The 23,896-nt window shown below is 67.5% G+C and carries 20 protein-coding genes and 1 pseudogene; 16 read left to right on the forward strand and 5 right to left on the reverse strand.

Annotated features, from left to right (window positions below; all coding sequences use genetic code 11):
* The first annotated feature begins 11 nt into the window (after positions 1 to 11).
* The 3 genes from QZV72_RS03295 (at position 12) to QZV72_RS03305 (ending at position 3,843) form a co-directional block, all read left to right on the forward strand.
* The gene (locus QZV72_RS03295) at positions 12 to 1,385 is read left to right on the forward strand and encodes an aspartate aminotransferase family protein (RefSeq protein ID WP_297005236.1); all 1,374 of its coding nucleotides are present in this window, start codon (positions 12 to 14) and stop codon (positions 1,383 to 1,385) included.
* A 25-nt stretch (positions 1,386 to 1,410) separates the two neighbouring features.
* A complete protein-coding gene (locus tag QZV72_RS03300; RefSeq protein ID WP_297005238.1) occupies positions 1,411 to 2,196 on the forward strand; it encodes an SDR family oxidoreductase in 786 nt (261 codons plus the stop codon).
* A 276-nt stretch (positions 2,197 to 2,472) separates the two neighbouring features.
* Positions 2,473 to 3,843, forward strand: coding sequence for a TIGR01777 family oxidoreductase (locus QZV72_RS03305; protein ID WP_297005241.1), 1,371 nt, complete (start codon positions 2,473 to 2,475; stop codon positions 3,841 to 3,843).
* Positions 3,844 to 4,366: 523 nt separating this feature from the next.
* Here the strand turns inward: QZV72_RS03305 and QZV72_RS03310 are convergent.
* Entirely contained in the window at positions 4,367 to 6,082 is a 1,716-nt protein-coding gene (locus QZV72_RS03310; protein WP_297005243.1) for an amidohydrolase, read from the reverse strand.
* Positions 6,083 to 6,402: 320 nt separating this feature from the next.
* On the opposite strand from QZV72_RS03310, the gene QZV72_RS03315 reads away from it, so the two are divergent.
* From QZV72_RS03315 to QZV72_RS03335, 5 genes are all read left to right on the forward strand, one after another.
* The gene (locus QZV72_RS03315; RefSeq protein WP_297005247.1) at positions 6,403 to 7,446 is read left to right on the forward strand and encodes an ABC transporter substrate-binding protein; all 1,044 of its coding nucleotides are present in this window, start codon (positions 6,403 to 6,405) and stop codon (positions 7,444 to 7,446) included.
* 7 nt (positions 7,447 to 7,453) lie between these two features.
* Positions 7,454 to 8,284, forward strand: coding sequence for an ABC transporter permease (locus tag QZV72_RS03320; protein ID WP_297005249.1), 831 nt, complete (start codon positions 7,454 to 7,456; stop codon positions 8,282 to 8,284).
* On the forward strand, positions 8,281 to 9,102 hold the full coding sequence (locus QZV72_RS03325) for an ABC transporter ATP-binding protein (RefSeq protein WP_297005252.1): 822 nt from the start codon (positions 8,281 to 8,283) through the stop codon (positions 9,100 to 9,102). The genes QZV72_RS03320 and QZV72_RS03325 overlap by 4 nt, the downstream gene beginning before the upstream one ends.
* Positions 9,103 to 9,113: 11 nt before the next feature.
* Positions 9,114 to 10,643, forward strand: a complete 1,530-nt coding sequence (locus tag QZV72_RS03330) for an amidase (protein ID WP_297005254.1) — start codon at positions 9,114 to 9,116, stop codon at positions 10,641 to 10,643.
* 121 nt (positions 10,644 to 10,764) lie between these two features.
* Entirely contained in the window at positions 10,765 to 11,838 is a 1,074-nt protein-coding gene (locus QZV72_RS03335) for a hypothetical protein (protein WP_297005255.1), read from the forward strand.
* Between the two features lie 4 nt (positions 11,839 to 11,842).
* On the opposite strand, the gene QZV72_RS03340 is transcribed toward QZV72_RS03335, so the two are convergent.
* Positions 11,843 to 13,456, reverse strand: a complete 1,614-nt coding sequence (locus QZV72_RS03340; protein ID WP_297005258.1) for a GMC family oxidoreductase — start codon at positions 13,454 to 13,456, stop codon at positions 11,843 to 11,845.
* A gap of 169 nt (positions 13,457 to 13,625) precedes the next feature.
* Between QZV72_RS03340 and QZV72_RS03345 the strand changes: the two genes are divergently transcribed.
* The 6 genes from QZV72_RS03345 (at position 13,626) to QZV72_RS03370 (ending at position 19,715) form a co-directional block, all read left to right on the forward strand.
* Positions 13,626 to 14,612 (forward strand): LysR family transcriptional regulator, encoded by a 987-nt coding sequence (locus QZV72_RS03345; RefSeq protein ID WP_297005261.1) that lies wholly within the window; start codon positions 13,626 to 13,628, stop codon positions 14,610 to 14,612.
* Positions 14,609 to 16,000, forward strand: coding sequence for an NAD-dependent succinate-semialdehyde dehydrogenase (locus tag QZV72_RS03350; protein ID WP_297005264.1), 1,392 nt, complete (start codon positions 14,609 to 14,611; stop codon positions 15,998 to 16,000). Before QZV72_RS03345 ends, QZV72_RS03350 begins: the two co-directional genes overlap by 4 nt.
* Before the next feature lie 2 nt (positions 16,001 to 16,002).
* Positions 16,003 to 17,382, forward strand: a complete 1,380-nt coding sequence (locus QZV72_RS03355) for an NAD(P)/FAD-dependent oxidoreductase (RefSeq protein ID WP_297005266.1) — start codon at positions 16,003 to 16,005, stop codon at positions 17,380 to 17,382.
* Positions 17,383 to 17,446: 64 nt separating this feature from the next.
* A complete protein-coding gene (locus tag QZV72_RS03360; protein ID WP_297005268.1) occupies positions 17,447 to 17,851 on the forward strand; it encodes a RidA family protein in 405 nt (134 codons plus the stop codon).
* Complete coding sequence (locus QZV72_RS03365; protein ID WP_297005270.1) at positions 17,852 to 18,541, forward strand: DUF1028 domain-containing protein; 690 nt, start codon at positions 17,852 to 17,854, stop codon at positions 18,539 to 18,541.
* Entirely contained in the window at positions 18,534 to 19,715 is a 1,182-nt protein-coding gene (locus QZV72_RS03370; RefSeq protein ID WP_297005272.1) for a M20 family metallopeptidase, read from the forward strand. Before QZV72_RS03365 ends, QZV72_RS03370 begins: the two co-directional genes overlap by 8 nt.
* Here the strand turns inward: QZV72_RS03370 and QZV72_RS03375 are convergent, their stop codons facing one another.
* Entirely contained in the window at positions 19,716 to 21,158 is a 1,443-nt protein-coding gene (locus QZV72_RS03375; RefSeq protein ID WP_297005282.1) for a PepSY domain-containing protein, read from the reverse strand.
* A 219-nt stretch (positions 21,159 to 21,377) separates the two neighbouring features.
* Here QZV72_RS03375 and QZV72_RS03380 point away from each other — a divergent pair, with 219 nt between their 5' ends.
* A complete protein-coding gene (locus QZV72_RS03380) occupies positions 21,378 to 21,950 on the forward strand; it encodes a copper chaperone PCu(A)C (RefSeq protein ID WP_297005274.1) in 573 nt (190 codons plus the stop codon).
* A 15-nt stretch (positions 21,951 to 21,965) separates the two neighbouring features.
* On the opposite strand, the gene QZV72_RS03385 is transcribed toward QZV72_RS03380, so the two are convergent.
* Together QZV72_RS03385 and QZV72_RS03390 are read right to left on the reverse strand one after the other, a co-directional pair.
* Positions 21,966 to 22,160, reverse strand: a complete 195-nt coding sequence (locus QZV72_RS03385) for a hypothetical protein (RefSeq protein WP_297005277.1) — start codon at positions 22,158 to 22,160, stop codon at positions 21,966 to 21,968.
* A gap of 109 nt (positions 22,161 to 22,269) precedes the next feature.
* Positions 22,270 to 22,506, reverse strand: a complete 237-nt coding sequence (locus QZV72_RS03390; RefSeq protein ID WP_297005279.1) for a hypothetical protein — start codon at positions 22,504 to 22,506, stop codon at positions 22,270 to 22,272.
* A gap of 1,010 nt (positions 22,507 to 23,516) precedes the next feature.
* On the opposite strand from QZV72_RS03390, the pseudogene QZV72_RS03395 reads away from it, so the two are divergent.
* A pseudogene (locus QZV72_RS03395) lies at positions 23,517 to 23,896 on the forward strand (MFS transporter); the annotation flags it as partial.

A 23,896-nucleotide genomic window follows, 5' to 3' on the forward strand; every position in this document is an offset into this window, starting at 1 on the left:
AGAGGAGAAACATGACCACCGCAGAAACCACCCCGCAGACCTCCCCGACACTTGCCGACCAGCTCGTCGGTGCCGGTTTGACCGGTGCCGACCTCGACGCAGAGGTCCTCCGCAGCGACCACGACAACGTGTTCCACTCCTGGTCCGCCCAGAACCATCTCCCGGATTCCGTCATCGCCGGGGGAGAGGGGGCCCGGCTGTGGAACCACGCCGGGGACCAGTTCCTGGACTTCACCAGTCAGCTCGTCAACGTCAACATCGGCTACCAGCACCCGGCTGTCGTCGAGGCGATCAGGGAGCAGGCGTCACAGTTGACGACCATTGCCCCGGCGACCGCCAACCGGACGCGCGCCACCGCCGCGGCGAAGATCCTCGCCCACGCCCCCGAAGGCTTCGGGAAGGTCTTCTTCACCAATGCCGGGGCGGACGCCAACGAGAATGCCATGCGCATGGCCCGCCAGGTCACCGGACGTGACAAGATCATCTCCCGCTACCGCTCCTACCACGGCAACACCGGTTCCGCGGTCGTCGCGACCGGCGACTGGCGGAGGATCCCCAACGAGTTCGCCCGCGGTCACGTCCACGTCTTCGGCCCCTACCTCTACCGTTCCGAGTTCTGGGCGGAGACCGAGGCACAGGAGTGTGAGCGGGCGCTGCGGCACCTCGAGCACACCGTCGACGCAGAAGGAGCGCAGTCGATCGCCGGCATCATCCTCGAGTCCGTGCCCGGCACCGCCGGCATCATGGTACCCCCGGCGGGCTACCTGCAGGGTGTCCGGGAGATCTGCGACCGTCACGGCATCGTAATGATCTGTGACGAGGTCATGGCAGGTTTCGGGCGCACCGGCAACTGGTTCGCCTTCGAGGCTCAGGGTGTGGTCCCGGACCTCATCACCTTCGCCAAGGGGGTGAACTCCGGCTACGTCCCCGCCGGTGGCGTCATCATCTCCGACAGGATCGCCCACCACTTCGACGAGAACGTCTTCCCCGGTGGCCTGACCTACTCAGGCCATCCCCTGGCCATGGCCGCGATCGTCGCCACGATCACAGCGATGGAGGAGGAGGGTGTCGTCGAACACGCCGCCGAACTCGGTGAGAAGACCATCGGCCCGGCCCTGCACGCCCTCGACAGCGTCCCCACCGTCGGTGAGGTCCGCGGTACCGGTGTGTTCTGGGCCGTCGAACTCGTCACCGACAAAGCCACCCGCGAACCCCTGCCCGCCGACCGCATGGCAGCCATCAAAGCCCACTGTCTGGAACAGGGGCTCATCATCACCGTCGCCGACAACCGCATCCACGTCGTCCCGCCGTGCGTCATCACCACGGAGGACGCCACCGCCGGCCTCAGCATCCTCACCGCCGCGATCACCGCCGACGCCGCCTGACAAACCCTGGAAGGGAAAACCCACCATGACCGACAACAACTCCCGCCGCGTCCTCGTCACCGGAGCCTCCTCCGGCATCGGCGCGGCCACCGTCCGACGCCTCGTCGCCGACGGTATGGACGTCATTGCCGCCGCCCGGCGCGCTGACCGCCTCAACGACCTCGCCGCCGAGACCGGGTGCCGGGCCTGGCCTCTCGATGTCACCGATGACGTCGCTGTCGCGGAGCTCGTCGACCATCTGGCGTCCACCGGTGGACTGGATGCGGTGGTCAACAACGCCGGTGGGGCCCTCGGCCTCGACCTGGTGGAGGACGCTGACCTGGAGGGGTGGCGCCGGATGTACGAGCTCAACGTTCTCGGTACCCTGCGTGTCACCAAGGCGGTGCTGCCGTTGCTCCGTGAGTCGGGGAACACCCGTGGCACAGGGGACATCGTCAATGTCACCTCCACCGCGGCTCACGGTGCCTATGAGGGCGGTGCCGGGTACACCGGCGTGAAGCATGCTGAACGGATGTTGACCACCACCCTGCGCTGGGAGATCGTCGGTGAGCCGGTGCGTGTCCTGGAGGTCGCGCCGGGCAATGTGGCGACCGAGGAGTTCTCGCTGGTGCGCTTCGGCGGGGACGCCGACCGTGCCGCCGAGGTCTACGAGGGCTATCAGCCGCTGCTCGCCGAGGACATCGCCGATGTCATCTCGTACGGCATCACCCGCCCGGCGCACGTGAACATGGATCTGATGATCGTGCGTCCGCGGGCGCAGGCGCACAACACGAAGATCGCCCGGGGGACGGCGGCTGCTGTCGCGGTGTGAGGTCGGGGGCGGTCCGGTGCCGGTTCTTCTTCGTCCGGGAAACCGGAGGGCAACACGGGGGAAACAACCGGACCGTAACGTCGGGGCGGTAGTCGCAGCAGATCCTGGCCGGGGAGGTCACCATGCACTGTCAGTACGGGCGTCTCGGAGCTTTTATCGTGGAGTTTGTCTCTCGGCGGCGGCACCGTCATGACGGTGCCGGTGTGTACCCCCGACCCGGGTTACCTGCTCATCGGGTTCCGGGGATGTGACCCTCCCCGCGTACCGTTGCCCTGTATGCGTCCCACCACCGTGCCCACCGCCCGTACCACCACCCACGAGTTTGACACGCAGATTCCGCGCCCCGCCGTCGACGTGTGGAGGTGGCACACCCGCCCCGGGGCTGTAGTCCGGCTCACCCCGGGGTTCTGTCGTATGCGGGTGCGTTCGGAAACTGATTCGTTGCGCTGTGGCACCACCGTCTTCGATCTTCCCGGGGGCCTGACCTGGGTGGCGCGGCATGATCCGGACAGGTATGTCGACGGGCGGCGGTTCGTTGACGACTGTGTCAACAACCCGTTCCGTCTCACCGGCTGGCACCATGAGCATCTCATCGCCGACGGTGGTGACGGCACCTCCACCGTCACCGACCGGATCACCAGTCGCCTCCCGATCGCTCTGATCAGCCGATTCGCCGCCTACCGGCGCCGTCAGCTCACTGATGATCTCACGCATCTGGCGGAGTTCCGTGCTCTCGGTGATCTTGATTCGCCGCAGCTGACCATCGCCGTCTCCGGAGCTTCCGGGTTGGTCGGTACCCGGTTGGTCGCCCTGCTCCGCACCGCCGGGCACACGGTGATTCCACTGGTGAGGCGTCCTTCCGCGGTCGGTTCAGAGGGGGCTCGGTTGTGGGATCCCGCCGCCCCCGACCCCCGTCTGCTGGACGGGGTGGACGCGGTGGTCCATCTTGCAGGTGCCCCGATCTTCGGACGTTTCACCGGGGCGCACAAGGCAGCCGTCCGGGATTCCCGGGTCGGGCCGACGAGACGGTTGGCCGGGGTCGCGGCGTCCTGTGGGGTGAAGACCTTCGTGTGCGCTTCGGCCGTCGGGTTCTACGGTGCGGCGCGTCCGGAACCGGTGGGGGAGGACGCCGCCCGGGGTGGGGGATTCCTCGCCGATGTCGTCGCGGACTGGGAGGATGACTGCACGGTCGCCGCTGAGGCGGGGGTGCGGGTGGTGAACATCCGGACCGGGCTGGTGCTCAGCGGCGGTTCGCCGTTGTTGACACTGTTGGGGGCCTCGTCCAGGGCCGGTGGTGGTCGCCTGGGGTCGGGAGAGCAGCACTTCCCGTGGATCGGGGTGGATGATCTTGTTGACATCTATCATCGTGCCGTGGTGGACGCGGCCCTGGTCGGTCCGGTGAACGCGGTCGCCCCGGATGACATCACCCAGGCGGAGTTCGCTTCGGCGTTGGCCGAGGCGCAGAAGATGCGGGTGCCTCTCCGCATGCCGGTGCCGACGGTGGGGCCCGCGGTGTTGCTGGGTCGGACCGGTGCGGCGGAGCTGGCGTTGGCTGACCAGCACGCCCGGCCGGTGGTGCTGTCGGCCCTGGGGCACCCGTTCCGTTTCGGTGCCGTGCGGGACCTGCTGGTGCACGAGCTGGGGTAGGTGTGGCTCCCGCGTCTGTTCGCGAGGACGCACTGAGGCGGCCTGACGTGGGAGAACACTGTCGGATTGCCAGGAGGGGACATGCGCTTCGCCCCGTGTCACGGCCAGTAACTGGCGGAGCTTCAAGATCCTGGACGTGCCGGTGGAAACCGCCTGATCATCGTGGGGCCGAACGCCTCCGGAAAATCGAACCTGCTGGACCTCTGCCGGTTCCCCGGTGATGTGGCAGGGGCAGGCGGCGTGCTCCCCTCTGCGCTGGAAAGCCGCGGGGGGATGACGAAGGTGAAGAATCTCTTCGGCAGCACCTCCGGCGATGTGTTCGGTAGTGGCTTCATCGCCCAGATCAACGCTGAACCCCGACGAACCAGGGATGCCTGGCCCCGTCGGATACCGGCACCGGCGTCAGTCCCCGGCTCATCAGAATGAGGCGATTTCTCCGACGGCACCCGGGGACTCATCGGGCTGCCGTGGACGTTGGTCAGCGCGCGGGCTGAGCAACGTGGGGTAGGAGGTGGCTGGACCGTCACCGCCGCCACACACTACGCCCCGCAACGAAGGTCTCCACCACGCCCACCGTTGACACATCCGGTGTGTACCTGAGCGGCTGATCGAGGATCACCAGGTCGGCGGCCATGCCCGGGGCGATGCGTCCGGCCACCCGGTCCAGCCGGTCCACGTACGCTGAACCCGTGAGGTAGGCTTCCAACGCCGTGGTGAAGTCCAGCGCATGCTGCCGCTCCAGGGGGACCGAGTGCGCCTCAGCGCCGACAGCGTGGACGTCCACCTCCGGCGCGGTACGGTGGACACCCGTGTGGACCGCCAACAGCGGGTTCGGGTCGGACACCGGCCAGTCCGATCCCGCCGCCAGTCGTGCCCCCGCCCGGTGGAGCCCCCCGAAGGGGAACTGCCACGCCTCCCGCTCACGGCCCAGCTGGGGCAGTTTGCGCTCCAGCATCTCCGTGTCACGTCGGGCCCACAGCATCTGCAGGTTCGCGGTGACATCCAGGTCAGCGAACCGGGACATGTCGTCGGGGTGTACCACGTCGACGTGCGCGATCTGGTGGCGGCGGTCCACGGTGCGCCTTTTCCCGGAGGACCCGGAAGGCGCAGCGGACGCACCGTCCGCCGACAGCAGATACTCCACCGCGTCCAGGCACTCGCGCACCGCCCGGTCACCGCAACCGTGGAAGTGCAGGTCGAAGCCCTCTGCGTCCAACGCCACGGCCGCCTCGTTGAGCCGCACCGGTGCATTGAACGACGGGCCGGCAACGGCACCCGCCGAAGAGTCGCCGGCACCGCACCCGCACGAGCCGACATAGGGGTCGACCATCGCGCCGGTGAGGTTCTCCACCATTCCGTCCTGCATGATCTTCACCGTCGTCGCCCGCAGCCGGTCCAGCGCACCGAACTGCGCCGCCGCATCACGCCGGGTGCGGAAGAGTTCGATCTGTTCCAGCCCCTCGGCCCGCTGCCACCACAGGCCCAGTGACACCCTGGCGGTCAACAGACCACGGTCGAACAGGTCGAGGTAGGTGTCGAAGGGGTCACCCTGGGTCTCGGTGGCACCCACCATGGCGTCCGCCCAGGCGGTGACGCCCACCGAGTGCAGTCTCTCCTGTGCGGCGAGCAGGGCGTCCGCCAGCGTCACCGATGACTGCTCCGGTGCGAGTGCCGCGACCAGCTCCATCGCCCCGTCGAGCAGGGAGCCCGTGGGTCTGCCCGCGGCGTCCCGCACGATGCGGCCGTCGGCGGGATCGGGGGTGGACGCATCGATCCCCGCCGCCGTCAGCGCCGCGGTGTTCACCCACACCCCGTGGCCGTCGTGCCCGTCGACGATCACCGGCCGCGACCCGACGGACGCTACCGTGTCCAGCACCGACGCGGTGGGCATCCCACCGTCGAAGAGGTCCCCGTACCAGCCGGAGCCGACGATCACGGTGTCCTCCGGGTGTTCCGTCGCGTAGGCGTCGATGAGCCGGAGGTAGGCGTCGACTTCATGGACCGGTGTGAGATCGACGCCCAGCATGCCCTTGCCCCCGTGCGGCGGGTGGACGTGGGCATCCTGGAAGCCGGGGAGCAGCGCACCGCCCGCGGCGTCGATGATGCGGCAGTTGGACGGCAGGTCGGCGGGATCGGGGGAGAAAGCGGAGATGACGCCGCCGTTGACGTGGACCGCACCATGCCGCCACACTCCGTGGCCGAGGTAGACGTCCGCGTCCGTGACAGTGAAAGTGTTCATGTCGAGTGACTGTAGGCGCGCCGTCAGCCGGGGCAGGTGTGGAATAAATGGTCGGGGATGTTTCCGTTGAATCTGTTTCCTGTATGCACGGTATTGATCTGATCAATAGCAACAGGTCGCCTTCCGGTGACTTCCGCTGAGATGACGGGGACGTTTCGCGGCAGTTGTCCGTCTGTTTCGCTGATATTGCAGGTGTACCTGCATCTGGAAAACAGATGGTGGTCCCACTCATTGCCTATTTGAACAGGGCAGTCTGAGCCGCGAATCTGGGACACGGAAATCCGGACACGAGATGCCGGCAACCGACAGGAGAACCCGCCATGACCACCGCACTGCGCTTCCTCGGCCGATTCACGGGCCGTGCACACAAGGCCAGACTCGCCCGCCACATCACCGCCACCGCCCTTGTCGCCGCGACCGCCGGTGCCGGTCTCACCGCCTGCTCGCCCGACGACGGTTCCGGCGGTGCCACCGATTCGATCTCCATGGCCACCCAGCCGTGGCTCGGTTACGGCCCCTGGTACATCGCCCAGGACAAGGGCTACTTCGCCGACCAGGACCTCGACGTGAAGATCACCAGCTTCAATGACGACGCCCAGATGACCGCCGCCATCGGCTCCGGTGAAGTCGACGTCCTCAACGAGGCCACCCACTCCGCCCTCCGTGAGATCGAGAACGGGACAGACGGCTACATCAGCCTCGTCCTCGACACCTCCATGACCGCGGACGCGATCCTCGCGGGCAACGGCATCGACTCGGTCAAGGACCTCAAGGGCAGGAGGATCGCCTTCGAGGAGGGGTCGGTCTCCAACCTGCTGCTCGACCACGCCCTGTCGGAGAACGGCATGAGCATCGACGACATCACCGCGGTGCCGATGGCCCCGTCCGATGCCGCCGTCGCTCTCCAGTCCAAGCGGGTGGACGCCGCCGTCACCTATGAGCCCTACATCACCGACACCGCCGGCAAGGACGACTCGGTGAAGACTCTCTATACCGCGGACGCCCAGCCCGGTCTCATCTCCGACACCCTCTTCGTCTCGAAGAAGGCGCTTGAGGAGAAGCCGGAGGCGATCCAGAAACTCATCAACGCCTGGGGCCCCGCCATCGACTACTACAACGAGAACACCGGGGACGCCCAGGCGATCATCGCGAAGAACATCGGTTCGGACGCGGAATCACTGAAGACCGCGTTCGAGGGTGTGAAATTCTACGGGCTGGAGGAGAACAGGACCTACCTCGGCGGCGACTACAGGTCCGATGTCCTCCCCAGTGTCATGGAGGCCGCGCGGAACGCGGAGATCGTCAAGGACGACCACGACCCGGACGAGATCATCGACACGCAGTTCGTCGACGCGGCGGAATAGGAGCATCATGACCGCCACATCAGCAGCACCCCGGACCGCCGGGAGGCGGAAACACCGCAGCGTCATCCCGGAACCGATCAGCCGGAGGAGGTACCTGGCCATCGCCGTGACGTCGTTCGTCGTCGTCCTCGCGGTGTGGTGGCTGATCACCGCGCTCAACATCGTCGACTCGACCTTCCTGCCGTCCCCGGCGGACGTCGTCCGCGTCATCGGCGACACCGCCACCGACGGCCAGCTCTGGTCGGACATGCGGATTTCCGTGTGGCGCGTCATGGTCGGCTACCTGCTCGCCGTCGTCCTCGCCGTGCCGATCGGCGTGTTCGCCGGCTCCGGTCCCCGCGCCGAGGCAGCCATTGAACCGCTCACCGACTTCATCCGCTACATGCCGGTCGTCGCCTTCGTACCGCTGACCATCATCTGGGTCGGCACCGACGACAGCCAGAAGTTCCTCATCATCTGGCTCGGCACCTTCTTCCAGATGGTGCTCATGGTCGCCGACGCGGTCCGCCAGGTCCCGCGCAGCTACCGGAACCTCGGGGCGACCCTCGGCATGGGACGCCTGTCGATCCTCACCCACATCGTGGTCCCCGCCGCCCTCCCTCGGATCTGGGACACTCTGCGCCTCTGTCTCGGCTGGGCGTGGAGCTGGCTGGTCGTCGCGGAGCTCGTCGCGGCGTCCTCCGGCATGGGCTACCGCATCACCCAGGCGCAGCGGTTCCTCGCCACCGACACGATCATCGCCTACGTCATCGTCCTCGGTCTGCTCGGTCTGATCTTCGACCAGATCATGCGTGCTGCCGGACGCCGCATGTTCCGCTACCAGGAGGCCCGCTCATGACCGCCACCGCGTCAGACACCGCTCCCACCACCGCTCCCACCGCCACCGGGGACGCCACCACGCCGTCCGGGGGACAGTCGCCCGTCGTCCACGTCGGGAACATGGTCAAGCAGTTCGGCGAGGTCACCGCCGTCACCGACCTCACCCTCGACCTGCACCACAACGAGTTCGTCTCCGTCGTCGGCGCGTCCGGCTGCGGAAAGTCGACGCTGCTGTCGATCATCGCCGGGTTGGAGGAGGCCACCTCCGGTGTCGTCGAGATCAACGGTGAACCGGTCGACGGTCCCGGCCGTGACCGTGGCGTGGTCTTCCAGTCCGCCACCCTGCTGCCGTGGCTGACAGTCCGCGACAACGTCCTGTTCGCCCTGCGCGGCGAGGAGGGCATGTCCAGGACGGAGAGGAAACAGGTCGCCGATGACCACCTGCACCTCGTCGGTCTCGACGGCTTCGGCGACAAGTTCCCCAACCAGCTCTCCGGCGGCATGCAGCAGCGTGCCGCACTGGCCCGGTCGCTGAGCTACCGGCCGAAGGTGCTGCTCATGGACGAGCCGTTCGGCGCCCTCGACGCCCTGACCCGACGTAGCATGCAGGCCCTGCTCACCCGGATCTGGGAGGAGCACAAGCTCACCGTCATGCTCATCACCCACGACATCGAGGAGGCCGTCTACACCGCCGACCGGGTGGTCATCATGAGTTCCCGGCCGGGCACCGTGAAGCGCGAGGTACCGGTGAACCTGCCCCGCCCGCGCGACACCTCGGTGACCATGTCCCCGGAGTTCCGGGACCTGTACGCGGACATCATGAGCGAGTTCCAGTAGTGTCCGGAACCGTGTCCACCGATGAACCCGTCACACCCGGAGCCGATCTGACCTGGAAGTCCCTGCAGGAGCAGGTGGCGGCCGTGGCGTCCGGTGAAGTGGGTGCGGTCGAGCTGCTGGACGCCCACCACGCCCGGATCGACGCGGTGAACCCGCTGATCAACGCGGTGGTCGCCGAGGACCGGGAGGCTGCCCGTGCCGCCGCCCGCGCCGCGGACGCCCTGCGGTCCAGGCTTCTCGCCGGCGGTGGGGCGGCGACGGATCTGCCGTCCCTGCTCGGCGTCCCGATGACGCACAAGGACACCCACGATGTCGCCGGCCTGCCGACGGTGAAAGGGTCGCCACTGTTCGTCGGCAACATGACCACCACCTCGTCCCTGATCATCGACCGGTTGCAGGCCGCCGGGGTGGTCTCCACCGGCAAGACGAACGTCCCCGAACTCGCCGCCGGGTCACACACGTTCAACTCCGTCTTCGGAACCACGGTGAACCCGTGGGACCTCACGAGGTCCGCCTCCGGGTCCTCCGGTGGTGTCGCCGCGGTCATCGCCGCGGGGATCCAGCCCGCCGGTGACGGCTCAGACATGGGCGGGTCCCTGCGGACGCCGGCGTCCTTCACGAATACGGTGGGGTTCCGCCCCTCGGACGGGATGATCCCGCATGTGCCGCCGGAGGATTCGTGGCAGTGGCTCGCCCAGTCCGGGTTCATGGCGCGGGAGGTGTCCGACGTGGCGCTGCTGATGTCGGTGGCGTCCGGGCCGCACCCGGAATCGCCGACCGCCCGTCCGGCGGTGTGCTTCGATCTGCCGGAGTTCTCGGATCCGTCGTGGGAGCCGTCACTGGCAGGTGTCCGTGTCGGGTTCTCGCCGACGCTGGCCGGACGCCTGAACGTCGAGCCGGAGGTCCTGGCGGTGGTGAACGCCGCGTTGCCGGTCTTCACTGACCTCGGCGCGATCGTCGACGACACCTGCGTCGACCTCTCGGACGCTGCAGAGGTCTTCTTCACGCAGCGGGCCTACGACTTCGCCGCCTGGTACGGGCCGTTGCTGCGCGCCCACCCGGACACGTTCCGCGACTTCGTGGCGTGGAACATCGAGGCCGGCCTACGGTTGACCGTCGACGATCTTCTCTCGAAGGACGCCGCGCGGGTCCGTCTGACGGTGGCGGTGAACAGCTTCTTCGCCGACCATGATGTGCTGGTCACGGCGACCTCGCAGGTCCTGCCGTTCGACGCGTCCTGGGATTATCCGAGAGCGATCAACGGTGTGCCGCAGGAGAACTACCTGGACTGGATGCGTGCGGCGACGCTCATTTCGCCGACCGGCTGTCCGGCGGTGAGCGTGCCGGCGGGGTTCGCCCGGCCGGTCAACGGTGCGTCCGGCGATCCGACCGCCGCCACTGCACCGGAGGCCCTGCCTGTACCGCCACTGCCGGTGGGCATCCAGATCATCGGCGCGCCGGGCCGTGATGTCGAGGTGCTACGGGTCGCACGTGCCTTCGAGGCTGCGACCGGCCACGGACGGCGGCACCCGGAACTGTAGAAAAGGGAGCACCCGCCGCGGCGTGCGGTGCAGAGGCGGCGGCGGGGCTCGGCCGCATGCCCGGAGGACCGGATCAGAGGCGGACACCCACAGGCTAACACACGACGTAGTATCCGGTGGTATGAGGAGAGATGTCAGTTGGATTTCTGAAGCTCGGTTTGCGCCGTACCTGGAGGGCAGCGGAGGGGATGTCGAAGCGGCCTGGGATCTTTACGAGTGGAATGCCAGAGTTTCATCAGCGTTGACGGAGTGTATTCATCACACTGAAGTTCTCGTTCGTAACGCCATGATGCGGGAACTTGAGAAGGTGCATCCACTGGACTATCCATGGCGGGATAGTCATGATCAAGTAGAGAAAGCTGCTGCTAAGTTAAAGAAGAAGAACAGCGGTCGTTCTGTGACGCCGGATGCTATTATTGCCTCGGTCACACTTGGGTTCTGGGCGACATTCCTTCATGACGGTTCCCAGAATGAGGAACTATGGAGGAAGTGTCTCAGGGAGTCCTTTCCGAAATCTTCCGGAGTGAGGAATCAGGTTGACAGGGCTGTCAGTGACATGTTGGAGCTCCGCAACAGATGTGCGCACCAGGATTCACTCCTGTCTCTCGATCCAGTCGTGGAACTTGAGAAGATTCTCGCGCTTGCGGGGTGGGTTGATCCGGGTGCTCGAGAGTGGATTAGTTCGATTGAACAGGTCCGCGTTCTTTGTAAGGACCGGCCCGTGGCGTCGGTGCAAAACACTGTCATTGTGGGGTCGAAGGATAGCTCTGTCTATGATCTCTATATCGCCCAGTCTGCGTATATATGCTCGACTGATCGTACTTTGGCACCTGTTGAATATGTTGGTTTCTACTTCAGCAAGAAGATATGTCCGCACTTTGCGCATGTTGAATCTGTGCGAGTCAATCCGCTATGGAATTCGGATGAGGTGGACAGGCTTCGAAAGTCATCAGATGCGGTCGATAAGAGACTTTCCGGTGTTATCGGGTACGCATTGAGTAAAGGCTTCTCTGCGAGCGGCAGTTATACAGTGTATCTTCTGTCTGGAAATAGCTCTCCTGATACCAGGGTAACATCTGGGGGAGGTGACATACCTCACTGTGGTTCGGGGCGTGGTTCAGCGTTCGTAAAAGAGCGTCGATATTTCTCATTGGCATCAGTCCTAAGGGCGACAGATACCTCTCAGATTTCCTGAATGGTTACTTTCTGGTTCTATTCTGGCCCACCAGCTCCGCCGCCCGCTCGGCGAGCATCATGACCGTCACCACCGGGTTCGTCGAGGTCACGGTCGGGAACGCCGAGGCGTCCGCCACCCGCAGGCCACGCACGCCGCGCACACGTAGTGCCGGGTCCAGAACAGCCTGAGGATCTGCGGAATCGCCGATCGCGCAGGTCCCGCACGGGTGGTACACGGTCTGGTGGACCGCCCGTTCCGCTGCGGAGATCGCCTCGTCCGTCACCACGTCCGGGCCGGGGAAGACCTCGCGCACGATCTCGGAGGCGAACGGCTCCGCCGACGCCACCGCCCGGGCGTTGCGCACCCCGGCGACCAGCGCCGCCTCATCACGCCCGGTCGCGTCAGTGAAGTAGCCGTAGTCGATCTGGAGCTCAGCGTCCGGATCACCCGAGGTGATCCATACCCGGCCGCGGCTGCTCGGCCGGGAGACGTTGGGTGCCACCCCGGCGTAGTGCTCCGGCAGGCTGATCCCCGCCCTGACCAGCTGCTCCACCCATGCCTGGACCGGCACGTGCGTCGTCACCTCCGGCACCGGGTCGAGGCCAGAGAACTCCCCGGACGCGTGCGCGTTCCCCCAGAGATAGCCGGCGTCCCACCCGGTCGCGGAGTCCGCGCTCGTCGGCCCACGGGTCTCCCAGACGACGATCCCCTCGGCGTGGTCCTGCAGGTTGCGGCCCACCCCGGGCAGGTCGACGACCGGTTCCACCCCGGCATCACGAAGCACCTCCGGATCACCGATGCCGGACGCCATGAGCAGCCGCGGGCTCTCGAACGCGCCGGCACAGACGATGACCTCACCGGACGCCGACAGTTCCCGGACGCCGCCGCCCGCGTCCTCCGCGATGACCCCGGTGCAGACGGCGCCCGTGCCGCTGGTGCCTCTGCCGCTCTCGCCGTCGTCGGACAGCACCAGTGACCGCGCCCGGTGCCCGGTCAGCAGGTCCAGGTTCCCCCGCAACTGTGCCCTGGTCAGCAGGTCACGGTAGGCGTTCGACGCACTGGACCGCTGGTTCGTCTCCGGGATGTACCCGATCTCGAAGAACCCGGCCCCCGGGCGGTAGTCGGCGCAGTCCGTGGGTGGGACCGGGTTCCACTCCACGACCTCCTCGAGGTCCAGCGCGTCCGCCGCAGAGGCCAGGACCCGGGACAACCGCGGGTTCCGGTCGTACGGCGGGATGACCGAGATCCGCGTCCTCAACCGGTCGTAGAACGGCAGGAACTCCTCCGGGCCCCAGCCGGCCGCGCCGCGCGCCTCCCATTCCTGCAGGTCGCCGCGGAAAGGACGCCAGGAGATCATGGTGTTGGCCGTGGAACAGCCGCCGAGGATGTGCAGCCGGGTGTGGTCGATGTGACTGTTGCCGCGGGCCTGCGGTACCGAACGGTGCTGGACGGCGTACCCGCTCTCCACCATCCGGTCCCAGTTCCGGATCGCCTGGGCGCGCTCCTCGTGGGTGTCCTCGGGTCCCCGTTCGACCAGCGCCACGCGCGGGTGCCCGGGGCGAGACGCCAACCGCGCGGCGACGATGCACCCGGCCGTCCCGCCACCGACGACGATGTACTCGAATGTGCTGTTCATGACCCTGTTCGTGCCTTTGTCCATGCTCTGTGACGCTAGGAACACCCCGCCCGCCCGGCAACCGCTGCAGCACAACGAAAACAGGTCGCCCACATCGTCATTTCTGATGCAAACGCCGTGCTATATCAACGAAACGCAACGGCAATACGGCGACCATAGCGTGACCCGCATGCTCACCAACCCCGGAATCTCGGTGGCGCAGCTCGTCTACTTCGTCAGCGCCGCAGAACACAGCAGCATGACTGCCGCAGCGGAGGAACTCTACGTCGCACAGTCGGCGGTCTCCACGTCGGTCAGCCAGCTGGAGAAGCGCCTCGGCACCACACTGTTCCTGCGTCGTCGTTCGAAGGGTCTCGAGCTCACCGCCGACGGGCGTGAGCTGCTCGTCCGCGCGCGACGGATCCTCTCCGAACTGCGGGACGCCGCCGACGCCGTCAACCCTGACGCCCTCCGCGGCACCCTGGAGACCGCCTGCTTCACCACTCTCGCCCCCTTCTACCTGCCCGAGATCTGGGCCCGGCTCGATGCAGAACACCACGAACTGCGTGCCAATGCGGTGGAACTGTCCTGCCCGGACGCCCTCGCGGCGCTGAGGGACCGACGCATCGACGTCGCCCTGATCTACGACATGATCCCGGACGCCACGGTCACCTATGAGCCGCTGCAGGAACGTCCGGCCTACGTCGGCGTCAGTCCGGACCACCCGCTGGCCGGTCGGACGTCCATCTCCCTGCACGAGATGGCGTCCGAGCCGTTCATCCTCCTCAACATCCCGGGCAGTCGCGAGTACTTCCTCCAGGCATTCAGCACGAACGGCGTCACCCCGATCGTCGCGGCCCAGTTCCAGAGCTTCGAGACCGTCCGTGGCATGGTCGCCGCCGGTCACGGGTACACGCTGCTCAACCAGGTGCCGCACCACGATCTCACCTACTCCGGTCACCAGATCGCGGCGATCCCCGTCGCAGAACCGGTGCGTCCGCTCAATGTGGCGCTCGCCTACCGGGCGGGGGAGGGGCTCACGGCCAAGGCCAGGGCGTTCGCGGCGGTGTGCCGCGGCGTCATCACCGAGCGGCCGCAGATCCGGACGCCACAGACCGAGACAACAGACATGCAGACAACAGCAATCCAGATAACAGACACAGGAGCCCACCGATGACCTACGCCGTCACCGACCCGACCACCGGCGAGATCCGCGAGACCTTCGCCACCTTCACCGACGACCAGATCCGGGACGCCGTGACCCGTGCTGAGGCCGGGTACCGCATCTGGAGTGAGGTCCCCGTCACCGACCGGGCCGCCGCCGTGGCCCGCTGCGCACAGATCCAGCGTGACCGACGCGAGGAGTTCGCGCAGATCATCACCGCGGAGATGGGAAAGCCGCTGGACCAGGCGCTCGGCGAAGTCGATCTCGCCGCCGACATCACCGCGTTCTACGCGGACAATGCGGAGGCGATCACCGGCGACCAGCCGCTGGCCATCCTTGGTGAGGGCTCGGCCCTGATCCGGCGTGCCCCGCTCGGCGTCCTCCTCGGCATCATGCCGTGGAACTTCCCCAGCTACCAGGTCGCGCGCTTCGCCGCCCCGAACCTCGTTCTCGGCAACACGATCATCCTCAAGCACGCCCCGCAGTGCCCGCGCACCGCCGCGCTGCTCGAGGAGATCTACGCGCAGGCCGGTTTCCCGCCCGGTGCCTACGTCAACGTCTACGCCACCAATGACCAGGCCGCGGACATCATCGCCGACACACGTGTCCAAGGGGTCTCCGTGACCGGGTCGGAGCGCGCCGGCGCGGCCGTCGCCGAGCAGGCCGGCCGCCACCTCAAGAAGGTCGCGCTCGAACTCGGCGGCTCCGACCCCTTTCTCGTCCTCTCCACCCCCGGCACGGACATGAACGCCGGCCCCGACGCCGGCCTTGACGCCGTCGTCGAGGCAGCGGTCGCTGCCCGCACCGACAACAATGGCCAGGTCTGCAACGCCCCGAAGCGTTTCATCGTCGTCGACGACCTCTACGACGCCTTCCTGGCGAAGTTCACCGCCGGCATGGCGGCAGTCCCGCTCGGCGCCCCGACGGTCGACGGCACGGTCCTCGGCCCGTTGTCCTCCCCGGCCGCCGCCGACCGGCTCGCCGACCAGGTCGACCGGGCTGTGGCACAGGGGGCGACACTGCTCACCGGGGGTGTCCGAGACGGCAACTTCTTCCCCGGCACCGTACTGGCCGACGTCACCCCGGAGATGGACGCCTACCGCGAGGAGTTCTTCGGCCCGGTCGGTGTGGTCTACCGCGCCACCGACGAGGAGGACGCCGTGCGCATCGCCAACGACACCCCCTTCGGACTCGGTTCCTACGTCTACACCGACGACCCCGCCCAGGCAGACCGCGTCGCCACCGCCATCGAGGCCGGGATGGTCTACGTCAACTGCGTCCTCGCCGACAGCCCGGAGCTCCCCTTCGGCGGGGTGAAGAGGTCCGGTACCTCGCGCGAACTCGGCCTGTTGGCCGCCGACGAATTCGTCAACAAGAAGCTCATCCGGATCGGAGAATGACCGTGAACAGAACGACCGTGAACAACCTGAACAACTTGACCAGCCTCCCCACCTCCACCGAGGTCCTCGTCATCGGCGCCGGCCAGTCCGGCATCGCGACCAGCGAACACCTCACCACCGCAGGCATCGACCACCTGGTCCTGGAACGCGACCGCATCGCCGAGAAGTGGCGCACCGGCCGCTGGGACTCCCTCTGCGCCAACGGCCCCGCCTGGCACGACCGCTTCCCCGGCCTCACCTTCGACGCCCCCACGGCCTCCGGTGCCGCACCGTGCGACGGGGAGGCCTTCGTCCACCACGACCGCGTCGCGCAGTACTTCGAGGACTACGCAGCCCTCCACCACGCCCCGGTCCACACCGGTGTCGAGGTCGTCGGGCTGGTGAAGAACCCGGGCGCGCCGGGCTACCTCGCCACGGTGCGCCCCACCGGCTCCACCGACCCGGCTGAGCAGGTCACCATCGCCGCGACCAGTGTCGTCTCCGCCACCGGTCCGTTCCAGACGCCGGTCATCCCGCCGGTGATCCCGGCGACCGTGGCAGAGGCCAACGGCGTCACCCAGATCCACTCCGCGGACTACGACAACCCGGAACAGCTGGCCGAGGGTGGCGTCCTCGTCGTCGGTGCCGGGTCCTCCGGCCTGCAGATCGCCGTCGAACTCAACCGCGCCGGGCGCGACGTCACCCTCGCCGTCGGCGCCCACGACCGTCCGCCGCGCCGCTACCGGGGTCGCGACAACGTGTGGTGGCTCGGCGTTCTCGGCAAGTGGGACATGGCTGCCCCGCCGGTCGGTGCGGAGCACGTCACCATCGCCGTGACCGGCGCGGACGGCGGCCACACCGTTGATTTCCGCGACCTCGCCGCCGACGGCATCCACCTCACCGGTCGCGCCGAGACCTGCGACGCTGGCGGCGTCCTGCACTTCCGCGGCGACCTCGCCGACAACATCCATGCCGGTGACCGGAACCTGCTGGAGCTCTTCGCCGAGGCGGACGCCTACATCGAGGCCAACGGCCTGGACCTGCCAGAGGAGCCGGAGGCGTGGGCCCTCGGGCCGGACCCGACCGACGCCATCGACCCGATCCTCGAGTTGGACCTCGCCACCGCCGGGATCACCACGGTCATCTGGGCGACCGGCTACGGTGTCGACTACTCGTGGCTGACCGTCGACGGCACCCTCGACGACGCCGGACGCCCCGTCCACCAGCGCGGCGTCACCGCCGCACCGGGGTTCTACTACGTCGGCCTGCCGTGGCTGTCGCGCCGCGGTTCCAGCTTCATCTGGGGCTGCTGGCACGACGCGAAGTACGTCGTCGACGAGATCCAGATCCAGCGCGGCTACGCCGCCTACGCCCCCGCCACCGAACCCGCCACCCGGCAGTAACCCACCCGGCAGTAACCCACCCGGCAGTAACCCACCCGGCAGTAACCCACCCAGGAGAACAGACATGAAGCACACCCGCATCCGCCCCTTCAACACCGCCGACACCTACCCGGAGCAGAACCTCGACAACGACCTCTGCCAGGCCGTCGTCGCCAACGGGGTGGTCTACCTGCGCGGCCAGATCGGCCAGGATCTCGACACCCGTGAGAACGTCGGCGTCGGTGACGTCGAGGCGCAGGCGGAGAAGGCGATGGCGAACATCGCCATGCTCATGGACGAGGCCGGCGGCACCCTCGAGGACGTCGTCAAGGTCACCGTCTACCTCACCGACATCCGCTTCCGCGAGCCCGTCTACCGCGTCATGGGACGCTGGCTCAGGGGCGTCCACCCGGTCTCCACCGGCATCGTCATCTCCGCGTTGGCCCGCCCGGAATGGCTTGTCGAGATCGACGCGACGGCGGTGCTGTAGATGACCTTCTCCATTGTCGCCCGCGACACGGCAGCTGACGGCACAGTGGCCTTCGGCATGGCCGTGAGCTCGTCCTCCCCGGCCGTCGCCGCCCGCTGTCTCCACGTGCGCTCCCGCGTAGGGGTGGCCGCGTCGCAGAACATCACCGACCCGCGCTTCGGCCCGTTCCTGTTGGACGCGCTGGCGTCCGGCGCCACCGCCGCCGAGGCTCTGGAGACCCTCGCCCGGGCGGACGCCACCCTCGACTACCGCCAGCTCAGCGTCCTCGGTGCCGCAGGCCCGGGCGCGACCTGGTCCGGCCCGCACACCCTCGGTACCTACGCTTCGGCGGTGGGGGAGGACGCCGTCTGCGCCGGTAACATGCTCGCCTCCGCCGGGGTGCCGGACGCTATGCTCGCGGCCTTCGAGTCGTCTGCGACATCCGGCGTCGACCTGGAGAACCGTCTGCTCGCCGCGATGCAGGCCGGACTGACCGCCGGCGGGGAAGCCGGCCCGGTGCACTCCGCGGGGCTCGCCGTCGTCCGCTCCGCCGGATGGATCGAGACCGACCTGCGGGTCGACTGGTCGGAGGCCCCGGTGGAGGACCTCGCCGACCTGCTGGAGGTCTGGCTGCCGCAGCGGGACGACTACGTCACCCGCGGCATCGACCCGGCGTCCTCCCCGTCCTACGGGGTGCCCGGCGATGAGTGAGGCGGACGCGAAGACGCAGGTGCAGGCGCGGATCGGAGAACTGCATCCGTCGCTGGTCGACCTGTCGGAGTGGCTGCATGCCCACCCGGAGACCGCGTGGCAGGAACACGAGTCTGCCGCGAGGTGTGCCTCCTACCTGCGTGACCACGGTTTCACGGTGGAGGAGAAGTTTGTCGGCCTCGACACCGCCTTCCATGCCGTGGCCGGGTCCGGCCCGCTGCGCACCGCGCTGATGGCCGAGTACGACGCCCTGCCGAACATCGGCCACGCCTGCGGGCACAACCTCATCGCCACGATGTCGCTGGGTGCGGCGGTGGCGCTGGCCGGTGTCGCCGGGGAACTCGGCATCACGGTCGAGGTGTTCGGCACCCCGGCGGAGGAGGGTGGCGGCGGCAAGATCGAGATGCTCGACCGGGGTACCTTCGACGGACTGGACTTCGCGATGATGGTGCATCCCGCGCCGGTGGACGTGGTGCGCGCCCGGCCGTTCGCCGTGGAACACTGGGAGATCACCTTCACCGGTCATGCCGCCCACGCCGGGTCGTACCCGACGCAGGGGGTGAATGCCGCGGACGCCTTCACCGTCGCCGAGGTGGCGATCGGCCTGCTGCGCCAACAGCTGCCGGCGTCCGTCCGGGTGCACGGCATCGTCACCCGCGCCGGGGACGCCCCCAACGCGATCCCGGGCAGGACCACGGGGCGCTGGTACGTGCGCGCCGGGACCATGGCGGAGCTCGCCGAGACATCCGCCAAGGTGAAGCGGTGTTTCGAGGCCGGTGCGTTGGCGACCGGCTGCTCCGTCGAGATCATCGACGAGTCGAAGCCCTACTCCGACATGCGCACCAGTGAGGACGCCCTGGGGTTCTACCGGGCCAATGCGCTGACCCTGGGGCGTGAACTGCACGTCGAGGGTGGCGAGCACGGTGAGGAGGATCCGGCAGCGGACATGTGCCGGGCCTCGACCGACTTCGCGAACGTCTCCTGGGCCGTACCGGCGATCCACCCGTACATCGGGGTGGGCTCGTTCCCGGTGCTCAACCATCAGGCGGAGTTCGCGGAAGCCTGTGTCGGCCCGGTCGCGGAGAAAACGCTGCGTGACGGAGCGACGGCGATGGCCTGGACGGTGGTGGACGTGGCCCGTGGTGGTCGTGGCCGCCTGACCGGCACCGTGTGATCAGTGTGCCTGTGCCCGCCGCCGGAACAACGACCACACGGCGCTGGCGGCGATGAACGCCAGACAGGTCACCCCGAAAACCGGGGCGAGGCATCCGTAGGCGACCAGGGCCAGCACGAGAATGACGGTGCCCCGGGTAGGCCGGGACCACCGGGCCCGACGTGGGGCGGCCGCGAGGGAACCGGTGGGGCGCCGCATCCACCACATCGCGTAACCCCGGCAGACCACGGCGATGACGCCCACCGCCAGCAGACCGAGAGCGATCTGGTTGGGCAGGCCGAACAGGGTGCCCATGTGCAGCTGGATCAGCCAGGCGGTCGCGCGGGCCGCCAGCGGCCAGTCGGCGAAGTCCGACCGCCCGGTGACGGCGCCGGTGGCCCAGTCCACCGCCACCGAATCATTCGACAGCCGGTAGGCCGCGCGGTTCTCCGCGGCCGTCCACGCCTGTCCTTCCGCCGCCGGCGGGGTGATCGTCACCGGGGTGCGCAGTTCGCGTCGTGCGGTCGCCGCGACACGGTCGATCGAACCCGCGTTGAGGCCGCTGACGCGCACCCCGCCACCCGACGTGCCGTGTCCGGGAGTCCCGCCGTGACCCTCGTGACCCTCATGGCTCTGGTGCGCTCCGGTGTCCCCGCTCGCTGACATGGTGGGCACCGTGGCACCCGGGAGCTCCGAGGAGACGGAGGGGGTGCCCCAGTGGAGGTTCGCCCTGACCTCGCCGATGTTGTCGCCGGCCACCGATGACCAGGTGAGCCCGGTGACCGTGAGGAAGACCAGGCCCACGGCGATGACCGTGCCCGTGGCACCGTGCCGCCGCACGGTCCGCACCCGGCCGGAGCCTCCGGTGCGCAGCATGCCCCGGATCCTCGCGGACCCGCGTTGCCGGGACCAGAGCAGGACCAGTCCGCCGACGGCCAGCACCCCCAGCCAACTGGCCGCGGTCTCCGAGTACAGGCGTCCCGGTTCGCCCAGCCAGGCCATCCGGTGCCCCTGGGAGATCCACTGGCGCAACGGCAGGGCCGCGGAGCTGCCGTACTGGGTCGTGTCGCCCTTCACCTCACCGGTGTAGGGGTCCATGAACACCGCCCGCACCGTCGACTCCGGGAGGTCGGGATCACTGAACAGGACCCGGGTCGTCTGGTCGGCGTCGCCGAGCCGGATTCCCGCGAGCGTCAGGTCGGGGTGCCTGTTCCGGGCGGTCTCCACCAGTCGACTCACCGGGACGGTGCTGCCGTCCGCGCGTTCCCCGGACTCTGAGGCGGTGAGCATGTCCTGGTTGGTGACCTGTTCGATGGTGGGGGAGAAGGCGTAGGCCAGACCGGTCAGCGCGGCGAACAGGATCAGGGGCGCGCAGATGATCCCGGCGAAGAAATGCAGTCGGTGGATCAGCCGGCGGGTCTGCAGCCGGTCCGCAGTGTCATGCCGGGGAGAGGGGTGGGTCATCGGTGGGGGTGCATCAGTGGAAACTGCCATGCCCGAGTAGTCGGACGGTGGCGGGTGCCGGTTCCCGGGGAATCCTGACCTGTTCGGGGGTGGTGGAGGTGGTGGTGGGGAACTCTGGCGGCCCGCTGAACGACCAGTGGGGGAGAGCACCCCGTGCACCGGTCCCGGTGCACCCCGCCGCTCGCCTGCCCAACCGTTCGACCGTAAGGAAGAAACCACATGAAAACCATCACCCGCCGCCTCGGTGCCACCGTAGCCTCTGCAGCACTGGTGCTGGGGCTCGCCGCCTGCGGTGGAGACGACAGTGAGACCACGGCTACCTCCACCGGCTCCACCGAACAGACCGGGGCCGGCGACACCGGCTCCACCGAGGTCTCCACCGACGCGCTGACCCTCGGGGACGGCTATGTCGGGGCCAAGGGGACGGACAAGTCGATGACCGCCGCGTTCGGTGAACTGACGAACAACACCGACAAGGACATCCACCTCACCCGGGTCACCGGCAGTCTCCCCGCCGTGTACCAGTACCACGAGGTGGTTGACGGTGTGATGCGGGAGACCGCCGACGGCCTGGTCGTGCCGGCCAACGGCAGCGTGTCGTTGCACCCGGGTGGAAACCACATCATGATCATGGAGAACAACGACGACATCGCCGCCGGTGACACCGTCACGTTCACGCTGACCGACGAGGACGGTAAGGAGTACGAGCTGGCCGACGTTCCGGTCCGGGTCCAGCAGTCGGGGCATGAGGACTACGGCACCGACGGCATGGCGGACATGGACGGCATGTGACCGCCGGGCGGTGACCTAGCAGGTGCCGCGTAGCCGGCGCCGGGCCCTGCGGAGCCCCCACGCCGCCTGCTCGCCCTGCCAGTGGAGTTCCGAGGCGAGCTGGGCGAATGCCTCGTCGACGTCGATGAACCGACGGGTCATTCGTGCCTTCAGTGCCTCGACGGCGGCGTTGATGTGCTGCTGGCGGTCGTGCTCGGAGAGAGTGTGCATGAAGGGCAGCCTAGTAAAGGCAAGGCTCCCCAGTGCAAGAATCGGTATGTGCGTCGCAATAACTACCTCCGGACAGGGGTGCGCCACTGCCTGCGGCGTACCTCGCGGCTCACTTCGCCGCCTGTTCCTTGCGACCGACGGAGGTCCGCCACACCAGGGCCACCAGGCTCAGCACTGACACCGCTGCGGCGATGGTGCCGACCTTCACATAGGTCAAGGCGGGGCCGACCTGTCCGGAGACATCGGTGGCGGCGTCGTCGGAGAGGAAGGCGTCCGCGTTGTACAGGTTGTTCCATGCCATGACCAGGGCCACAGTGCACACGATGCCGGCTACCGCGGCGGACACGCACAGGAGAGCTGAGGTCAGTGGATGTTGTGACACTGCTCGCCTCGGAAGGATCCGCCAACAAAGAGCCTCGCGCATTGCTTTCCTTTTCGGACAGTGACATTGCTTGGGCCGATGTCATACATTGCCCCGAAGTTACAGGTTGCATGCGTCGCTCCCCTGTATGTCCGGTAGATGGTGCTTCCGTTGCGATTCTGGTAGTCGATGCGCCAGTTGCACACGGTGCTCGGAGCGCGATATTCGGCGTACTCAGAGTTGATCCGAGTGCCACTTCCAGAGATTCCGTGCTTCAGCTCTGAAGTGGCGACTTTATATGTGTTTCCCCTCCAGTTGAAGGAAAAGCCAGTGATGGGCTCGTAGCCGATCGCACTGCGGGGTCCAATGGAAGTGTTGGTGTCACCTGAATCTGGGTCGACGTAGTCGTATCGAGTCGGGTCTGAGGATTGGGTTGTCCCTCCTTCGATTGTGGCGGAGGTAGGGGCGGCGAAAGCCTGTGACTGGGAGGCGAATGCAGTCGCCAGCACGAGGGTCACGACAAATGACCTAAGAGATTTGGATCGAAGAGCTCTCATTGGAACACTTTCTTTCTGAGGGGTACATGTACGTAGGCGAGTGTAAGTGAAGGCTGAACTATTCTCAATGGGGGTAATCATCCTGCATCGCGCTTACCCCCGTCTCTGCGTGGTGCATCGACCCCCACTTTGCGAAGGGACAGTGAGGGGTATGCGCGACCCCCATCGGGTGCTACAGTCTCCATCCATGTACACCGGCACCGCTTCCCTGAAGCTCCGCACCCTCCGCTGACAGCGGAGAACGGTCGAGTCACCTCCCGTTTTCTCCAGCTGTCCGACGGCCCACCGCACATCAGCGGGGGCGTCGGGCGGTGCACCTGCCGTACCCCGATTCACTCCGGACCGGCCATGGAACCGCCCTGCCCCCGCACTCCACCGGAGAGCAGAATGCCCCGTACAACCCCGCGCACATCCCCGCGCACAACCCCTGACCACGGTATGCGTACCTTCGTCCATCTCCTCGTCAACACCGCCGTGGCCAACCTCGCCACGAGCTTCCTCTGGTTCGGCCTGACCTTCTGGATCTACGCCGAAACCCGCAACGTCATCGCCTCGGGTGCCGTCGGCGCCGCCTACATGCTGTTCGTCTCGGTGTGCAGCATGCTCTTCGGCACGCTCGTCGACCGGTTCCCCAAGAAGGTCGTCATGGTCTGGGCGACGGCCTTCGCCCTCGGCATGTTCCTGGTCGATCTGGGATTCTTCGCCGTCGCCGGGGCCGATCGCCTGGCGGACATCGCCCAGCCCTGGTTCTGGCTGTTCACGGCCATCATGCCCGCCGGGGCGGTCGTCGAGCAGCTCCGCGGCATCGCACTGTCCAC

Source organism: uncultured Corynebacterium sp. (genome assembly GCF_902782855.1).
Classification (GTDB): Bacteria; Actinomycetota; Actinomycetes; order Mycobacteriales; family Mycobacteriaceae; genus Corynebacterium.